The 16,405-nt window shown below is 71.5% G+C and carries 16 protein-coding genes; 9 read left to right on the top strand and 7 right to left on the bottom strand.

Features of this window, described 5'->3' with window-relative positions; genetic code table 11:
- Window positions 1-215: 215 nt before the first annotated feature.
- The 4 genes from B124_RS30970 to B124_RS30955 all read right to left on the bottom strand — a co-directional run bounded on the left by B124_RS30970 (window position 216) and on the right by B124_RS30955 (window position 3,911).
- Window positions 216-473, bottom strand: coding sequence for a carboxyl transferase domain-containing protein (locus B124_RS30970; protein ID WP_496506328.1), 258 nt, complete (start codon window positions 471-473; stop codon window positions 216-218).
- 695 nt (window positions 474-1,168) lie between these two features.
- A complete protein-coding gene (locus tag B124_RS30965) occupies window positions 1,169-2,401 on the bottom strand; it encodes a beta-ketoacyl synthase N-terminal-like domain-containing protein (protein WP_496506313.1) in 1,233 nt (410 codons plus the stop codon).
- On the bottom strand, window positions 2,401-3,666 hold the full coding sequence (locus B124_RS30960; RefSeq protein ID WP_496506312.1) for a beta-ketoacyl-[acyl-carrier-protein] synthase family protein: 1,266 nt from the start codon (window positions 3,664-3,666) through the stop codon (window positions 2,401-2,403). Before B124_RS30960 ends, B124_RS30965 begins: the two co-directional genes overlap by 1 nt.
- The gene (locus B124_RS30955; RefSeq protein WP_496506311.1) at window positions 3,663-3,911 is read right to left on the bottom strand and encodes an acyl carrier protein; all 249 of its coding nucleotides are present in this window, start codon (window positions 3,909-3,911) and stop codon (window positions 3,663-3,665) included. The genes B124_RS30960 and B124_RS30955 overlap by 4 nt, the downstream gene beginning before the upstream one ends.
- A 219-nt stretch (window positions 3,912-4,130) precedes the next feature.
- On the opposite strand from B124_RS30955, the gene B124_RS30950 reads away from it, so the two are divergent.
- The 7 genes from B124_RS30950 to B124_RS30920 all read left to right on the top strand — a co-directional run bounded on the left by B124_RS30950 (window position 4,131) and on the right by B124_RS30920 (window position 11,046).
- Window positions 4,131-4,967: a class I SAM-dependent methyltransferase gene (locus tag B124_RS30950; RefSeq protein ID WP_496506310.1), complete on the top strand. Its 837-nt coding sequence runs from the start codon at window positions 4,131-4,133 to the stop codon at window positions 4,965-4,967.
- Window positions 4,968-4,981: 14 nt separating this feature from the next.
- Window positions 4,982-5,683, top strand: coding sequence for a class I SAM-dependent methyltransferase (locus B124_RS30945; protein WP_496506309.1), 702 nt, complete (start codon window positions 4,982-4,984; stop codon window positions 5,681-5,683).
- Window positions 5,680-6,297: a sensor histidine kinase gene (locus B124_RS30940; protein ID WP_496506308.1), complete on the top strand. Its 618-nt coding sequence runs from the start codon at window positions 5,680-5,682 to the stop codon at window positions 6,295-6,297. Before B124_RS30945 ends, B124_RS30940 begins: the two co-directional genes overlap by 4 nt.
- Window positions 6,294-6,947, top strand: a complete 654-nt coding sequence (locus tag B124_RS30935) for a response regulator (protein ID WP_496506307.1) — start codon at window positions 6,294-6,296, stop codon at window positions 6,945-6,947. Before B124_RS30940 ends, B124_RS30935 begins: the two co-directional genes overlap by 4 nt.
- The gene (locus B124_RS30930; protein WP_496506306.1) at window positions 6,947-7,792 is read left to right on the top strand and encodes a class I SAM-dependent methyltransferase; all 846 of its coding nucleotides are present in this window, start codon (window positions 6,947-6,949) and stop codon (window positions 7,790-7,792) included. The genes B124_RS30935 and B124_RS30930 overlap by 1 nt, the downstream gene beginning before the upstream one ends.
- Before the next feature lie 208 nt (window positions 7,793-8,000).
- Window positions 8,001-9,620 (top strand): class I adenylate-forming enzyme family protein, encoded by a 1,620-nt coding sequence (locus B124_RS30925; RefSeq protein WP_496506305.1) that lies wholly within the window; start codon window positions 8,001-8,003, stop codon window positions 9,618-9,620.
- Between the two features lie 91 nt (window positions 9,621-9,711).
- The gene (locus B124_RS30920; RefSeq protein WP_496506304.1) at window positions 9,712-11,046 is read left to right on the top strand and encodes a protoporphyrinogen/coproporphyrinogen oxidase; all 1,335 of its coding nucleotides are present in this window, start codon (window positions 9,712-9,714) and stop codon (window positions 11,044-11,046) included.
- Between the two features lie 175 nt (window positions 11,047-11,221).
- Here the strand turns inward: B124_RS30920 and B124_RS30915 are convergent, their stop codons facing one another.
- From B124_RS30915 to B124_RS30905, 3 genes are all read right to left on the bottom strand, one after another.
- Window positions 11,222-12,820: an FAD-binding oxidoreductase gene (locus B124_RS30915; protein ID WP_496506303.1), complete on the bottom strand. Its 1,599-nt coding sequence runs from the start codon at window positions 12,818-12,820 to the stop codon at window positions 11,222-11,224.
- Window positions 12,821-13,046: 226 nt separating this feature from the next.
- Window positions 13,047-13,922 carry a bifunctional transcriptional activator/DNA repair enzyme AdaA gene (locus B124_RS30910; RefSeq protein WP_496506302.1) on the bottom strand — a complete coding sequence of 292 codons (876 nt, stop codon included), beginning with the start codon at window positions 13,920-13,922 and terminating at the stop codon, window positions 13,047-13,049.
- A gap of 321 nt (window positions 13,923-14,243) precedes the next feature.
- On the bottom strand, window positions 14,244-14,432 hold the full coding sequence (locus tag B124_RS30905) for a hypothetical protein (RefSeq protein WP_496506301.1): 189 nt from the start codon (window positions 14,430-14,432) through the stop codon (window positions 14,244-14,246).
- Window positions 14,433-14,658: 226 nt separating this feature from the next.
- Here B124_RS30905 and B124_RS30900 point away from each other — a divergent pair, with 226 nt between their 5' ends.
- Window positions 14,659-15,234: an IS607 family transposase gene (locus B124_RS30900; protein WP_496506300.1), complete on the top strand. Its 576-nt coding sequence runs from the start codon at window positions 14,659-14,661 to the stop codon at window positions 15,232-15,234.
- Window positions 15,231-16,405: IS607 family element RNA-guided endonuclease TnpB (tnpB, locus tag B124_RS30895; protein WP_496506299.1), on the top strand; the 1,175-nt coding region annotated here is incomplete at its 3' end. The genes B124_RS30900 and tnpB, both read left to right, overlap by 4 nt.

Here is a 16,405-nt window from a genome sequence, read left to right as displayed (position 1 = left end):
CAATGTCGCGGGTGCAGCGATTTCACATGTGGGGATTACCGTTCTTCCACATCGGCAGGTCAGAATACGTACTGCGCAGTATCGCCAGGGAGTTGACCAGAATTTCCCTGGTCTCCGCAGGGGTCGACAGCGTCGTCCACCAGACCATGTCCGGCGGCTAGTAGGGATGCATGAGTTCCTGCCGATACTCCTCGACAAGTGGGCTGCGAGTGCCGTTAGGTCGCCGGACCCGGCGGCTTCCCGGCGCAGATGACGCCCGCGGCGCCTTCGCCGCCCATGACCACGATCTCGTTCCCGGGCCAGTCATACGCGCGGTCGGCGTCCACTGAGCGGGAGTCCATGACGGTGTACACCCCGCCGCTGGCATTGCGCAAGACCACCGGCATCCGGAGCCCGGCGGCATTGCAGTATGCATACAGAAGATGGACACCGCAGCAGATGACGCCGTGATGGTTCTGGTCCGCCCGCGGCAGGCAGAAGGCCGGGCACGCCGGCCGGGGGGACCATTGAAATTATCAAAACATCACGTATCTGAACGAACCGTTCATCGCTTTCGCCTGCATGGATGCCCGGTGTACTGACTGGTATTCCGGCTGGCTGGCGACAATGCCGGTGACATCGCCGTCCGGACGGGCCGGTGCGCACACGATGCGCGCCGCACACGCTGCGTGGACCGCTGAGGAACTCACCGTTGCCGGAGAACTCCGCTTCCGCCTCGCGCACGGAGGACTGGTCCGGGCCCGCCGGCACCGCAGGCGGCAGGGCCGCAGCACGCCGGCCGGGCGGGCCAGTGGCAGGATAATGCCAGTGCGCTTCCCGGCAGTTGACAGGCGGACAGACAGCAGGTAACGCGCCTTCTCAAGGCTGCGCCCGTCCTCATGCCCGGCACGCGGACCGTAAACACGAAATCAGCCAGCGCCGGGAATAGGGCTGAGGCATCAGCGGGATCTGCGGAATCGCTCCCGAATTGCGGGCGTTACGGCGGAGCCGTCAAGACCGCCCGGCGCCGGCGCCCGTTCCTGGACACGGGCGCCGGCGCCGTAAAGCCGCCCCGGGGGTTTATCGCGAAGGAGCCCGGCCGGCCCCGTACGGGGGTGACGCGGTGATCAGTCCCCCGGCGCCTTCGGGGCCGGGGGCTGTATGCCGGGGACCGGGCCGGCGGCGGTTGTCACCGGCGCCGGCCCCGGCAGGCGCGCAGCACCACCGCGCTGTTGAATCCGCCCTGGCCGCGCGCCGTGACCAGGACGGTCTCCAGCCTGCATGCACGCGGCTGGCGCACCAGGTCCAGGCCGTAGGCCGGATCGGGATCGTCCAGGTTGCCCACCGGCGGGATGACACCGTCGCGCATCGCGAGCAGCGCCGTGGCCACGTTGAGCGCAGAGCCGCCGGACAGCAGCCGCCCGACCAGCCCCTGCGGTGCGGTGACCGGCACCGCGAGCGGGCCGAACACCGCGCGCAGAGCCCTCGCTTCGGCGGCGTCGGCGTCCCTGCGGCCGGCGCCGTCGGCCAGCACCAGGTCGACCTCGTCCGCCCGGACGCCGGCCCGCTTGAGGGCCAGTGCGATCGCGCGGGCGTACTGATGCCCGTCCGGCGCGGCGCCGCGGTCACGGTGCGCGTCGTGGGTGGCCGCGTAGCCGGCGATGACGCCGTATCCGGCGGGTGCGGAGCGGGCCTGCGCGGCGGCCGAGTCCTCGATCACCAGCACGGCGCCGCCCTCACCGGGCAGATGGCCGTTGGCCGCCCGGTCGAACGGCTTGTAGCCGGCCTTCGGGTCGGTCGCGCTGGAGAGCCGGCCGGTGCCGGAGTTGATGGCCAGCGCGTACGGCGACAGCGGGGCCTCGGTGCCGCCGGCCAGCACGGCGCCGGTGCCGCGGCGCAGCGTACGGTCGGCCCAGCCGAGGCTGTCGAGGCCGGATGCCGCATCGGAGGCCACCACCCCGCACGGCCCCTTGGTGCCGTGGCGGATGGCCAGTTGTCCGGTGCTTGCGGCGTAGAACCAGGCGATGGACTGGTAGACGCCGACCGCCTTGCGGCCCCGGCTCCACAGTGCCTGGATCTCGCGCTGGCCGAACTCGTTGCCGCCCGAGCCGCTGCCCAGGATCACCGAGGTGGCGTACGGGTCGTGGGCGGCCGGGTCGTAGGCGGCGTCGGCCAGGGCCATGCCGGCCGCGGCGAACGCCAGCCAGGTCCACCGGTCGGTCTGGACGGCCAGCCGGTCGGGCACGTGCTCGTGCACGTCGAAGTCGGTGACCTGGCCGGCCAGTGTGGTGGGGTAGCGGCTGGTGTCGAACGTCTCGATGGGCCGCACCGCAAGCTCGCCGGCCAGGGTGGCGCGCCAGTGCTCGTCCGCTCCGATGCCGGTCGGTGCGACCACCCCGAGTCCGGTGACGACGGCGGCCATCAGCGCACCCGGGCCAGCACGAGGGCCGACTGGAAGCCGCCGAACCCGCTGCCGACCGAGAGCGCGGCGTCCACCCGGTGGTCGCGCGCGGTGTTGGGCACGTAGTCCAGGTCGCACTCCGGGTCCGGCTCACGGTAGTTGGCGGTGGGCGGCACCACGTTGTGCTCGATGGCCAGTGTGGTGGCGGCTGCCTCGATGGAGCCGATCGCGCCGAGGGAGTGCCCGACCATGGACTTGATCGAGCTGACCGGCACCCGGTAGGCGTGTTCGCCCAGGCTGCGTTTGAACGCGGCCGTCTCGTGCCGGTCGTTCTGCTTGGTGCCCGAGCCGTGCGCGTTGACGTAGTCCAGCGCGGCGGGATCCATCCGTGCCTGGTCAAGCGCGCTGCCGATCGCGGCGGCCATCTCGGCGCCGTCCGGGCGCAGCCCGGTCATGTGGAAGGCGTTGCACCGGGCGGCGTAGCCGAGGATCTCCGCGTAGATGTGTGCGCCCCGCCGCCGGGCGTGCTCGTATTCCTCCAGGATGAGCACGGCTGCTCCCTCGCCCATCACGAAGCCGTCGCGGGTCGCGTCGAACGGCCGGGAGGCGTGCTCGGGGTCGTCGTTGCGGGCGCTTGTCGCGCCGATGGCGTCGAAGCAGGCGATCGAGATCGGCGTGATGGGCGCGTCGCTCGCGCCGGCGAGAACGACGTCGGCCATGTCGTCCTGGATCAGCTGGTACGCCTGCCCGATCGCGTCGAGGCCGGACGTGCAGCCGGTGGAGACCACGGAGGCGGGGCCGTGCGCGCCGTAGCGGCAGGCGGCTTCGGCGGCCAGGGAGCTGGGGATCCATGCCTGGTAGAGGAAACCGGAGCCGTACTCGGGGTCGACCAGCCAGTCCCGGCCGCCGTTGCTGACCACCACGTACTCGTCTTCCAGGCGGGTGCTCGCGCCGACCGCGCTGCCCAGGCACACCGCCATCCGGTCGTGGCCGGCTTCTGCGGCCGGCAGCAGCCCCGAGTCCGCCATCGCCTCGTCGGCGGCGACCAGTGCGAACTGCACGGAGCGGTCGTTGCGGAAGACTTCCTGGGGCGTCAGACCTGCGGCGACGGGGTCGAAGTCGACCTCGGCGGCCAGTTGTGAGCGGAACTGCGCCGGGTCGAACAGCGAGATGCGGCGGGTCGCGGTGCGGCCGTCGGTGAGTAACTGCCAGAACGCTTTGCGCGTGGCGCCACCGGGCGCGACGACACCGATCCCGGTGACCGTGATGCGGCGGTCGCCGTTCATCCCGCGTGCTCGCGAAGTCCCTCGTTGACCATCGCCACGAGCTCGCCGAAGGTCGTGGCCGCCTGCGCCTCGCCGATCTCGAACCCGTAGCGGTCCTCGATCTCCACCTGGAGCTGCAGGCGCGCCAGCGAGTCCAGGTCGACGTCACTCAGCGTGGCACTCGGATCGCCGGTGACCGCGGAACGGGGAAGCCCCGCCTTGGCCACCAGGATCTCCATCAGCTCTTCAATAGTGAATGTCGACACGGGTATTCCCTTCACATTTGGCCAGCGAACCCGCATTCCACAGTAGCCGGGAATTCTTCGGTTCCGCTTCGGCCGAGAGACCCGAATGGCCTGGTTCCAGGGAATGAGTGCGCCTCATCCCCGGGGCGGGGCCGGCGCCGTCCTGCCGAATAGATTGACGTAATTTCGGGCACGCTGCTTCACTTATTCAATTGGTTCCCGGGGTGTGAGGAGACGATAATGGACGCGTCAGCAGCGCCGCCGAGGCTGGCCGGGGCGGGGGTCACCGCGGTCGCGGTGGCGATGGCCAGGGCCAGGGAGTCCGGCCGCGCGGACCGGATGTTCCACGACCCGTACGCGCAGTCGTTCGTCGATGCGGCCAAGACGGTGCTCGGCGCGGACGAGTGGCCGTCGCTGCTCGCCTGGGTCGACCTGTTCTACTCGCGGGGGGTGGTGCGCACCCGGTTCATCGACGACTTCGTGTGCGGTGCGGTGGCGGACGGCTGCACCCAGGTGGTGCTGCTCGGCGCCGGTCTCGACGCCCGCGCCTACCGGCTGCCGGTGCCCGGCGCGGATGTGTTCGAGGTGGACACGCCGTCGGTGTTCGCCTTCAAGGACGAGGTGCTCGCCGGTGCCGGGCCGACCGGCCGCTCGCGCACCGCCGTCCACGCCGACCTGCGCGAGGACTTCGCCGCGAACCTCGCCGGCAGCTCCTTCGACCCGGGCAGGCGGACCGCCTGGGTCGCCGAGGGCGTCCTGCCGTATCTGACCGCGGACCAGGCACGCCGTGTGATCACTGACGTCGGGCGGCTGTCCGCGCCGGGCAGCCGGCTGGTGTTCGAGCACTCCGGCAAGGCCGGGCCGGACCCCAGGGCCGCAGCCGCCGCGCTGCGCACCCCCGGCGCGGACCGGATCAGCGCCATGGTCCGCGGCGGGCTCGGCCCCCGGGGGCGGGACTGGGTGGCCGGCCAGGGCTGGTCCGTGGCGGTCACCGAGCGCGACGATCTGGGGCTGCGGTACGGGCGGCCCGACGACCGGCTGGCCGGGGGCCAGTTCATCGTCGCAACCCGGGACTGACCGGAACGATGGACATGGAATCCGACCAGGCGCGGACCGGGTTTCCGGAGCCGACCGAGGCGCGCATCCGGACCGCCGCCGAGGCGTATCGGCGGCCCATGCTCGCCGCCTATGACATCTTTGTGCTCGGCATGATGAGCCGGTTCATGTGGCGCTGTCCACGCGGTGAAATGCTGGCGCATTACAACCGGCAGATCAGCGCGTCGCATCTGGATATCGGTCCGGGGACCGGGTGGTTTCTGAAGAAGTGCCGCTTTCCGGCAGAAGCACCGGCTGTCACCCTGCTTGATCTGAACGAGGTGGTGCTGGCCACCGCGGCGCGGCGCATCAGGCGCTACCGTCCCGAGACCGTGGCCGGTGACGCGTTCAAACCGTTCGCCCTCGGGGCCGCGCGGTTCGACTCGGTCGGCATGGGCTTCCTGCTGCACTGCCTTCCCGGGTCGATGCGCCAGAAGTCGGTGGTGTTCGATCACATGCTGCCGTTCCTGCGGCCGGGTGCGCGGGTCTTCGGCAGCACCGTGCTGGGCGAGGGCCCTCATCACACCCGGCGGTCCGCGAAGATGCTGGTCAAGCTCAACAGCAGCGAGGTGTTCAGCAACCTCGGCGACCGGCTGGAAGACCTGGATGAGCAGTTGCGCCTGCGGTTCACCGATGTCGCCACGGTGCGGTCCGGAGCGGTCTGCCTCTTCGCCGCACGCGTTCCGGGGGAGCGATGAGCGGCGTGTCGCCCCCGCTGGCTCAGCACCTGCACGACGGGGTCCTGCAGACCCTGGCCGTCGCCCGTATCCGGCTGCACCGGGCGCTCACCCGGGAAGGCCCGCTGCCCCGCGAGCTGGGCACCGATCTGAAGCTGTTACTGGACCGCGAGATCGCCGACTTGCGCCGCCTGATCGGCGGTTCGGACCCGCCCGCCCTGCCGGCGCCGGACCTGCCCGGTGCGCTGGCCGCCACCGCCGAACGCCTCCAGTCGGTCACGGGCATCCGCATCCTCGTCGAGGACCACACCGCGGCCCCGGGCCGGTGGACGGGCAACGACCCGGCCGCCTACCGGATCGTGCGCGAGGCACTGCACAACACCGTCAAGCACAGCGACGCCACGCATGTCTGGGTGAGCATGACCGTACGAGCCGGCCGGCTGATCTGCACGGTGCGCGACGACGGCCGCGGCTTCGCGCAGGCCACCACCCGCCCGAACTTCGGCTTGAGCGCCATGCACGCCCAGGCCCGGGAAGCGGGCGGGTACCTGGCCGTCGACTCCGGCCGCACCGGCACGCTCGTCACCCTCGTACTGCCCAGAAACCCGGCGCACGAGGGGACAGACCAGCAATGACGCCGCACAACTCCACCCGCCGGCCGACCGTTTTGATCTGCGACGACCATCCGGTCGTGCGCTGCGGCATCCGCACCCTGCTCGCCGACGACCGCTACCCGGTCGTCGGCGAGGCAGCGGACCTGGGCGGCGCCGTCGAACAGGTCCGGCGGCACCAGCCCACCGTGATGCTGCTCGACCTGAACTTCGCGGGCACCTCGAGCCTGGGGACCCTGCCCACCGTGCGGGCGGTGTCACCGGCCACCCGGGTGCTGATCCTGACCATGCACAGCGACGCGGACTCGGCCAGGAAGTCACTGGCCGCCGGCGCGCAGGGCTTCCTGCCCAAGGAAGCCGCAGCCGAGGAGCTCCTCGCCGCGGTCGACGCGCTCGCCGCGGGCGGCCGGTACCTCCATCCGGCGCTCGGCGCCACGCTGTTCGACCAGCACACCAGCCCCAGCGGCGTCCTGAGCGGACGGGAACGTGAGGTGCTCGGGCTGATCGCCGACGGCCTGACACACCAGCAGATCGCCGGCGAGCTGGGCCTGTCGGTACGCACCATCGAGGCGCAACGGGCCTCGATCAAGACCAAACTCGGGATCAACCGGCGCTCGGAGCTGATCAGCTACGCCCGCACGCTGCGGCCGGCGGCTGCCGGAGGCGACTGGTGATGCAGACGGGACAGCCCAGCCGTACCGCGCTCACCGCGGCCCGCGCCCGCGCCGTGCACCAGGTCGCGGACTCCCCGCGGGTCTTCACCGATCCGCTGGCGGCACGCATCCTCGCCGGCCCCGGCAACGGCCCGCCCCCGGCCGCGGTGCCCGGCATGCCCGCCGAGGTCCGGCTGTTCATGGCACTGCGCCACCGGGTGGCCGAGGACGCGCTGCGCGCCGCCGCCCACACCCGGCAGGTCGTCATCCTGGGCGCCGGCCTGGACACCTTCGCCTACCGGCACGGCAACCCGGCGCTGCGGGTGTTCGAGGTCGACCACCCGGCAACCCAGATGTGGAAACGCCGGCGGCTGGCCGAGGCCGGCATCGAGATACCGGAGACGGTCGTGTTCTGCCCGGTCGACTTCGCGGAGCAGACCGCGCAGGCCGGGCTGACCGCGGCCGGCTTCGACCGGCAGGCACCGTCGTTCTTCCTGCTGCTGGGCGTTGCTCTCTACCTCACCCGGGACGCGCTGCTGGAGACGGCACGCGGCGTGGCGCACCTGCCCGCGCCGGCCGATCTGGTCTTCGACTACAACCAGCCTGCGGCCTCGCTGCCGCCCGGCCGCAGGCCGGCGCTCGCCGCGCAGGCCGAGGCCATGGCCCGGGCAGGTGAGCCGTGGCGCTCCTTCTTCACCCCGGCCGAGATCGCCGCCGAACTGGCCGCCGCCGGGTTCGACAGCGTCGACGACCTCGGGTGGTCCGACTGCCTGAAGCGCTACGGGCTCGACCTGTCGCTGCCCGACCTGTTCGGCGGGCGGATCGCGCACGCCCGCACCACCGGAACAGGGAGCCGCTCGGGCTGAACCGGTGATGCCGCCTCCTGCCGCCGGCCTGGGCCTCTGCGCCGGCAAACGGCTGATTCCTGCTATACGCGGTCCGCGTATAGCCATGCCGGTTGCTATAGCAGCGCGCCCAGCCGGTTCCTAGGCTTGGTCACTACTTCAGCGATGAGCCTCACTGGCAGGAGCCATCAGCGGCTCATGCATGTGATTCGGTCCCGGGGAGAGCTGAATGGTCTTTCGCGTACACCCGACTCATCTGGGCGTGCTCTTCGACTGGCACGCGGAGTCGAAGCAGCAGACTGCCGCCCACCTGGACCGGCCCTTCGACATCGCGCCGGACGGCGGGGTGCGCTACGACGCCGCCCAGCTCGCCGGGCTCGTACGGGATGTCTCCGCCCGGGTGCACGCTGCCGGTGCCCGGCGCGGCGACCGGGTGGCCATCATCAAGGACAACCACCTCGACATGGTGCTGATCGCCGCCGCGGTGGCCCGGTTCGGTGCGCTGCCCGCCACCATCTCCGCGGTCAACACGCCCGAGGCGCACCGCAAGATGCTCGACCGGCTCGAGCCGTCGGTCCTGGTGGTCTCCCCCGGCGCGCTGGCCCGGGCCGCTGCCGCAGGCGTCGAGCTGGCCGGGCCGCGCACCCGCGTCGTGGTCGTGGGCGAGCCCGGCGAGGGCGCTCCGCCAGACGCGCTGACCCTGGCCGGGCTGGCCGGCGCGGACACCCCGCCGGTGCACCTGGGCGGCGCCGGGGACCCGATGCTGGTCATGCACAGCTCGGGCACCACCGGCATCCCCAAGCTCGTCGTGCACTCCGCCAGGACGCTGCTGGACGGCGTCGCGAAGATGGAACGCATCCGGTTCCCGGTGCTGGCCAGCAAGCACCGGGACGTGGCGGCCACCTCGATATCGTTCGCGCACGGCCGCTCCATCTCCTGGCTGACCGGGCAGTTCGTCCTGGCCCCGGAGAAGATCGTGATCATCTCCCGGCACGACACCGGCACCGCGCAGCGGATGATCAGCAGATTCCGGCCCACCGCCCTGGAGGCGAGCCCCAACGTCTTCCAGCGCTGGGAGGAACTGGCCCGCGACGAGCCGGAGCTCTTCAAGCGCGTACGGCTCTACGTGGGCACCTTCGACGCGGTGCATCCGCGGACCGTCCGCACCTTCCTGAACGCCTCGGGCCGCCGCTTCCCGGTGTGGCTGCAGGGCTGGGGGCAGAGCGAGGTGGGGCCGATGTGCTTCACGCTGTTCACCAGGGGCCGGATGCGCAAGGTCCGCGAAGGGTCCTCGGTCACCAGTGACATCGGCTGGCCCTCGCCCGGTCTGACCCGGGTCAAAGTGGTCGACGCCGAAACCGGCCGCCGGGCGGGCCGGGGCGAACCCGGCCTCCTGATGGCCGCCACCAAGGCCCGCTGCCTGGACTACCTCGGCGAGTCCGAGCGGCACCGGGAGAAGGTGGACGGCATCTGGTGGAACACCGGCGACATGGGCGAACGCGGCCGGTTCGGGAGGCTGAAGCTGATCGACCGCGAGGTGGACATCATCCCCGGCGTCAGCGGCATCGAGCTGGAAAGCCTCCTGCTGGACCGGCTGCCCGACGCCCAGGAGGTGACGGTGCTCGGCGTGCCGGACGGCCCGCCCGTACCGGTGCTCTGCATGACCGGCGACCGCCTGGACCCCGGGCAGTGGCGTGCCGCGACCCGGGGGCTGCCCGAACTCGGCGAGCCGCGCCTGGTGCCCTTCGACGACGTGCCGCGCACCGCCACCTGGAAGGTGCGGCGGCTCGACCTGCGCAAACAGGTGCTCGGCAGCAAGGAGGGCCTCGGCAGCGGCCGTTGGACCTGACCGCCCGCACCGCCGCACCGCCCGCACCGCCGCAGCGCCCGTACGCACACCCGTCATCGGCGCGCCGCGTCGCCCCAGGAGAGGAAGATCTGTGACCGATATCGACATCGCGGTGGTGGGGGCGGGGATAGCCGGGTTGACCACCGCGTACCGGCTCGCCCGGGAAGGCCACCGGGTCGAGGTGTTCGAGTCCGAGGACACCCCCGGCGGGCGGATGCGCTCGGCGCGGATCGACGGGTACACCATCGACCGCGGGGCGGAGACCATCAGCCCGTACGGCTACCCCGCCACCTCGGAGTTCATCGAGGAGCTGGGGCTCGAACGGCGTGGGGAACTGCACCGCATCCAGCACCCGGTGGGGCTGTGGCAGGACGGGCGGACCCACCCGTGGGTGGGGCACCCCAAGTCGCTGCTCACCGGCGCCGGCCTCAGCTGGCGCGGCCGGGCCCAGATGGTGCGGATGCTCGTCTCGGGCCGGGGCAAGGGCGCGGTCGACCCGGACCGCCCGGAGGACTCCGCCTACGGCGGCATGACGCTGGCCCAGTACGGCCAGAAGTACGGGGGGGAACTGGTGAGCCGCTGCCTGGGGCCGGTGGCCACGGCGGCGTTCGGCTGGCTGCCTGAGCGCAGTGCGGCGGCGCCGATGCTGGCGATCATGCAGGGCACCCGGGGCATCTACCGCTGGCAGACCTACCGCGACGGCCAGGACACCATGGCCAGGACGCTCGCCGAACGGCTCAAGGTGCACGTGTCCACGCCGGTGAAGCAGATCGAGCGGGACGCGCAAGGCGTCCGGCTCAGCTTCGCGGACGGGACCGGGCTCACCGCCCGCGCCGCCGTGCTGGCCCTGCCGGCCCCGCAGATCACCGGGCTCTACCCGGGGATGCCGCCGGAGGAGAAGGCGTTCGTGCAGGCGTCGACCTTCACGACCATGATCCGGGTGGGCGTCATGCTGGACCGCCCCCTGGAGCCCCGCCGCAGCGCCCGCCGGCCGCATCTGTACGCGTTCGTGATGGCCGCGGGCGAGGACTCGCTGCTGTCCGGCGGCACCGCGGAGCACAACAAGTGCCCGCACCGGGTCCCCCCGGGCCGCGGCCTGGTCACCCTGCTGGTCTCGCCGCGCCGGGCCGCCGAAGTGTACGACCTGCCCGACGAGGAGGTTCTCGAGCGGGTCCTGGCCGAGAGCGAGCGGTTCATCGACGGGATACGTGAGGCGTACGCGGGGCACCTGGTGACCCGCTGGCGCTACGGGCTGCCGGAGGCACCGCCGCAGGCACTCGCCCTGCGCGGGGCGTTCGCGCGCCGCCAGGCGCAGCCGGTCGAGTACGCGGGAGACTGGCTGTACTTGCGGCCCAGCAGCGAGGCGGCCGTCGCCTCCTCGAAGCCCGCGGCCGACCGCGTGCTTTCCTGGCTCGCACGCACCTGACCCGCCTCCCGCCTGCCCGGGCGCCCGCGCCCCGCCGCAGCCCCGGCGGACCGGGCCCCCGCGGGGGGCGGGCTTGTGGCAGGAGCGCGGAGAACACCGCGGGTGCAGACGCGTGTGAACCGGCCGGCGGCATCGCGCCACCGGCCGGTTCCCGTCAGGGTCTTCCCCCTCTCCCCTATGCGCCGGGGAGCTTGATGGACTGGCTGTGGTGGAAGAAGTCGCGCGGGTCGTACTTCTTCTTGATCTCCTGGAGCTTGGCGTAGTTGTCCTTGTAGTACAGCTCCTGCCAGCTCACGTCGGAGGTGTTGTACTGCGGGTCGCTCAGGTCGATGTCCGGGTAGTTGACGTAGCAGCCGTCGGTCACGTCGTTCATGACCGGGACACCGCCGGTGTCGCCGTAGACGCTGTGGTAGAACTCGCGCAGCCACCGCAGCGACATCGCCTCTTCGGCCGGGTCGGTCCACCAGATCGACCATGCGGCCTTGTAGGCGGCCCCGCGGTGCGGGAAGGCGGTGGCGTCCGGCGCGACGGCGGCGACCTGGCCGCCCAGCGAGCTCAACTGCAGGTTGGCGGTGGGGTTGACCAGGTCATCCCGGGTCAGGTGCTCGTAGATCCTGTCGATCTGATCCGCCGGGATGGCGGTGCGGTAGTACGAGGACTTGTTGTCGCTCTTGAGGCTGGGGTCGTTGAGCGTGGGGTTGGTGGTGCCGGCGTAGCGGACGGCCTGGAACCACGGCATCTCACGCGGCTCGCCGAGGTCCGCCATGGCGGCCATCTCGCCCATGTGGGCGGTCATCGGCTCGTAGGCCACCTGCACACCGTCGGTCACGAAGGCCAGGTAGTCGTCCAGCACCTTCCGTGCGTCCGGGACGGTCGCATCGACCTGGGTGACGATGCCGACGTAGCCGCTCGACTTGTGGTTCAGCCACAGCGCGCTGAACACGTGGTCGTTGACGGTGCCGGGCTCGAGGTACTTGGCGTGCCATTCGCCCCAGTTGTGGACCAGGCGCCGGAAGCGGTCCTGGGTCATCTCGGCCCACGGCCACTGCACGGCGTGCACGAGGACCTTGGCCGGCGGCTGCGGAAGCAGCTTGGCGGGGCTGGTGCCCGTTGCGCCGGGGGAACGGAAGAAGAAGCGGGTGATCACGCCGAAGTTGCCGCCGCCGCCGCCCGTGTGGGCCCACCACAGGTCGCGGTCCGGGTCGGACTCCTGCCGGGTGGCCACGGTGACCTCGGCGGTGCCGTCAGCGGTGACCGTCACCACCTCGACACCGTAGAGGTGGTCCACCACCAGGCCGAGCTGGCGGCACAGCAGGCCCCAGCCGCCGCCGCTGACGTGGCCTCCGGCGCCGACCTGGAAGCAGATGCCCGCGGGGATGGTGACGCCCCAGGAGCGGTACATCCGCTCGTAGACGTTGAGGAGCTGGGAGCCGGCCTCGACGCAGACGGCGTTCATCTTGGTGTCGAAGTAGACCCTGTTCATCTTCGACATGTCGAGGATGACGTTGACGTCGGAGTTGTAGACCCAGTCCTCGTGGCAGTGGCCGCCGCTGCGCACCGTCAGGCGCTTGCCGCCCTGCACGGCCTGTTGGACGACCGTCTGCACCTGGGCCGTCGTCTCGGCGAGGCAGACCTTCTCGGGCGTGGCGGACCAGCGCTGGTTGTAGCCGCGGACCATGTCCTGGTACCGCTTGTCGCTGGGCGTCACCGTGGTGATCGGCTCGGCCGCCGTCTCGGCAGCCGCGGCCGGCGGGGCCAGGGCCGTTCCCGTCACGAATGCGGCTCCCCCGGCGGCTGCGCTCCCGGCCAGGAAGTTGCGTCTGTGGATACCTTGATCTTTACGTGCCATCGTTCCGCCCCCTGCGTCATGACGAATGAGTGTCGCCACGCTATGGATCTGTCCAGTCCTCTGGCACTCAGAAAATTGCGCTTGTACTCGGGCCTGGGGGCCGCCGGCCCGGGGCCTTTCGCCGCGGCCGGAAGCAGGGGTCCGCGCGGGGTCAGGCCGTGCGCGTGCGCTGTTCCGGCCTGGGGTACAGGCGGGTCTGCAGCAACTGGCGGATCCGCTCGTGGTGGCAGGCTCTGCGGACGTCCGGCGGGAGCAGCAGCGCGCCGGGGTCCAGGGCCGTGGGGCGGGTCAGCACCTGGGTGACCTGCGCCGCTAACTGCGGGTCACTTCCCAGGTGCCGGGCCTGGGGGAAGAGTCCGGCAAGCTGTGCACGCAAGGTGCTCTGCGGGCCTTCCAGGACCGCGCATACGCCCTTGTCCGCCACGGCCACCAGCACCGGCCCCGTGTCGGTGGTGCCCGTGGCCGAGCGGATCCCGACGCCTGCGCCGCCGGCGCGGAACGCCTGCGGGGTCATGCCCAGTATCGCCGGGACGGCGGAGTAGAACTGGCCGTTGGTGGTGAAGCCTGCCTGGTAGATCGCCTCGGAGACGGTCCGCGCCCGGATCAGTCTTTCCCGCACCCGCCGGGCTCGTACCGCCGCCCAGTAGGTGTACGGCGTCACTCCCGTCAGGGACTTGAACAGGCGGTGTAAGTGGAAGCGGCTGTAGCCGATGCTCTGGGCGAGGTCGTCCCAGTCCGGCGGCGCCACCGCCTCGTTCATCAGCAGGCAGGTGTGGGCCACGATGTCGGCGTGGGACCGGTCGAGTTCCCGCTCGCCCGGGCGGCAGCGGCGGCAGGGCCGGTAGCCGCGGGTGTGCAGTTCCTCCAGCGACACGTGGAACTCCACGTTCTCCCGGCGGGCCAGCCGTGCCGTGCACGAGGGCCGGCTGTAGATGCCGGTGGTTCTCACCGCGTAGTAGAACCGTCCGTCCGCGGCTCTGTCCCGCTCCCGGACCGCACGCCAGCGCTGCTCATCGTTGTCGTACATGTACTCCCCCGGTCGTCCATCGCGCTAGCCCGGACCGGCGGTCCCCGCCGTGCCCTGGATCTCTCTGGCCGCGTCATGGACGGAAATTGGGCCGCGGCAGCGCCCGTCTTCACCGATGTCACGCCCCGGCGTCGCGCTCACGGGACAGCTCCCGGCGCCGGCGTGTGTCCCGGTGCCGCTGTCGGTGTTCACGAGCGTGCCCGGCCCGGCCGGGCAGCACCGCGGTGTCCGCGCCGCGGCCTCACCGGGACCCACTGCGCCGGCTGCGGCGCGCCGGTGCCTGTCCGCGGCAGCCGCGCACCCGTCACGGACGAGGGCGGTTCACGTCGCGGCCGGGCGCCGGATCCGGCCTGTGGCGGTTGCGGGCGCCGCTGTCCGCGGCGACGAAGCCGGGAGCAGCGGCGTTGACGAGGAGGCCGCCTGGGCGAGCTGTCCGGCAGGCCCGCGGCCGGTTGTTCTGCCCGCCCCGGCAGCCAGCGCGGCCTTCTCGTGCACGGCCTGCTCGCTCATAACCAGCTCCTTGCTAGAGAGGAGTCTCACCTCGAAACGCGGCTTCCGTACCTGAGACGTATCGGCCGGGCCGGTTGTGACGGGTGAGCCGGAATCAGCCGGGAGTGGCTCGTCTGGCGGCGTGCTGCCGGGCATCGTGCTCTGGCCGTGGGCCGGGCGCGGGGGTGACAACTGCTACAGATTTTCTAGTCATTCATAGTCACCTCTAGTCGTGTATCTTGATCGTGTGAAGCTTTCGGAGTGGGCGCGTCAGCAGGGTGTGAGCTACCAGACCGCTTGGCGGTGGGTGAGGGACGGGAAGATGCCCGTTCCTGTCCGCCAGGCGCCGTCCGGGACGTGGCTGGTCGACGAGGTCGCTGTCCAGCCGTCCGGGCGGGTGGTGGCGTACTGCCGCGTGTCGTCCGCTGACCAGAAGACCGATCTTGAGCGGCAGGCGGCCCGGGTCGTGGCCGGTGCGAACGGGCTGGGCCTGGCCGTTGCCGAGGTCGTCACAGAAGTGGGCTCGGGACTGAACGGGCGCCGCCGCAAGCTGCACCGCATCCTGTCCGACCCGGACGCCGCTGTGCTCGTTGTCGAGCGCCGCGATCGCCTCGCCCGGTTCGGCGTCGAGCACCTCGAAGCAGTGCTGTCGGCGTCCGGCCGGCGCCTGGTAGTCCTCGACCCCGCCGAGACCGTCGACGATCTGGTGCGGGACATCACCGAGGTGCTGACCTCGATGTGCGCGCGCCTGTACGGGCGGCGGGCGGCGAAGAACCGGGCCGCCCGCGCGGTGGCCGTGGCGACCGGCGAGGCTGCCGAGTGAAGAAGTTCCAGCCGCAGCCCGGTTTCGTGGTGCAGGCGTACCGGTTCGCGCTCGACCCGAACGCCTCCCAGGCGGCCGCGCTGCGCTCGCACTGCGGGGCGGCCCGCGCGGCGTACAACTGGGCTGTCGGCTGGGTGACCGCCTCCTGGTGGCAGCGCAAGGCCGAGGAGACGTACGGCATCCCGGAGGCGGAGCTGACCGAGTGGCGGCCGTGGTCGCTGCCGTCGCTGCGGAAGGCGTTCAACGCCGCCAAGCACGCCGACCCGGGATTCTCCGGCTGGTGGGAGGAGAACTCCAAGGAGGCGTACTCCACCGGCCTGGCGAACGCGTCGGCCGCGTTCGACAACTACGCCAAGTCCAAGCAGGGCAGGCGGCGCGGCAAGCGGGTGGGTGCGCCGCGGTTCAAGTCGAAGCGGAAGGCACGACTTGCCTGCCGGTTCACCACCGGAACGATCCGCGTGGACACGGACGGCCGCCATGTGACGCTGCCCCGGCTCGGCACGATCCGCACCCACGAGCACACCGTCAAGCTCCTCGGCCGGGTGCAGGCCCAGACAGCGCGGATCCTGTCCGCGACCGTGCGGCACGAGCGCGGACGCTGGTTCGCCTCGTTCCAGGTGGAGGTGAAGCAGGACCTCGAACGCGTTACGCGCCCGGACGCGACGGTCGGCATCGACCTCGGCGTGAAGACCCTCGCGGTGATGGCCGGCTCGACGGGCGAGATCCGTACTGTTCCCAACCCGAGGCATCTCGACGGCGCGCTGAAGCAGTTGCGCCGCGCGTCCCGCACGGTGTCCCGGCGCCAGGGCCCTGACCGGCGCACCGGCCGCAAGCCGTCGAAGCGGTGGGAGAAGGCCAACGCCGCCCGCAACCGCGTGCACCACCGTGTCGCGAACCTGCGCACGGACGCCCTGCACAAGCTCACCGCCGCCGTGACCGCCGAGTACGGCACCGTCGTGGTCGAAGACCTCAACGTCGCCGGCATGCTCCGCAACCGGCGCCTGGCCCGCCGGATCGCCGACGCCGGATTCGGCGAGATCCGCCGCCAGCTCGACTGCAAGACCCGCCAGCGTCACGCCACCCGCCTCGTAGTCGCCGACCGCTGGTACCCCTCCTCCAAGACCTGTTCCGGGTGCGGCGCGGTGAAAGCCAAGCTGCCGCTGCACATCCG

This window comes from Streptomyces sp. CNP082 (genome assembly GCF_059570535.1).
This window is presented reverse-complemented; position numbering and strand designations above follow the sequence as displayed.

Bases quoted from the DNA above. Each gene is read 5' to 3' on its own strand.
- B124_RS30965 (WP_496506313.1), bottom strand. From the start codon at position 2,401: ATGGCCGCCGTCGTCACCGGACTCGGGGTGGTCGCACCGACCGGCATC.
- B124_RS30960 (WP_496506312.1), bottom strand. From the start codon at position 3,666: ATGAACGGCGACCGCCGCATCACGGTCACCGGGATCGGTGTCGTCGCG.
- B124_RS30950 (WP_496506310.1), top strand. From the start codon at position 4,131: ATGGACGCGTCAGCAGCGCCGCCGAGGCTGGCCGGGGCGGGGGTCACC.
- B124_RS30945 (WP_496506309.1), top strand. From the start codon at position 4,982: ATGGAATCCGACCAGGCGCGGACCGGGTTTCCGGAGCCGACCGAGGCG.
- B124_RS30940 (WP_496506308.1), top strand. From the start codon at position 5,680: ATGAGCGGCGTGTCGCCCCCGCTGGCTCAGCACCTGCACGACGGGGTC.
- B124_RS30935 (WP_496506307.1), top strand. From the start codon at position 6,294: ATGACGCCGCACAACTCCACCCGCCGGCCGACCGTTTTGATCTGCGAC.
- B124_RS30930 (WP_496506306.1), top strand. From the start codon at position 6,947: ATGCAGACGGGACAGCCCAGCCGTACCGCGCTCACCGCGGCCCGCGCC.
- B124_RS30925 (WP_496506305.1), top strand. From the start codon at position 8,001: ATGGTCTTTCGCGTACACCCGACTCATCTGGGCGTGCTCTTCGACTGG.
- B124_RS30910 (WP_496506302.1), bottom strand. From the start codon at position 13,922: ATGTACGACAACGATGAGCAGCGCTGGCGTGCGGTCCGGGAGCGGGAC.
- B124_RS30905 (WP_496506301.1), bottom strand. From the start codon at position 14,432: ATGAGCGAGCAGGCCGTGCACGAGAAGGCCGCGCTGGCTGCCGGGGCG.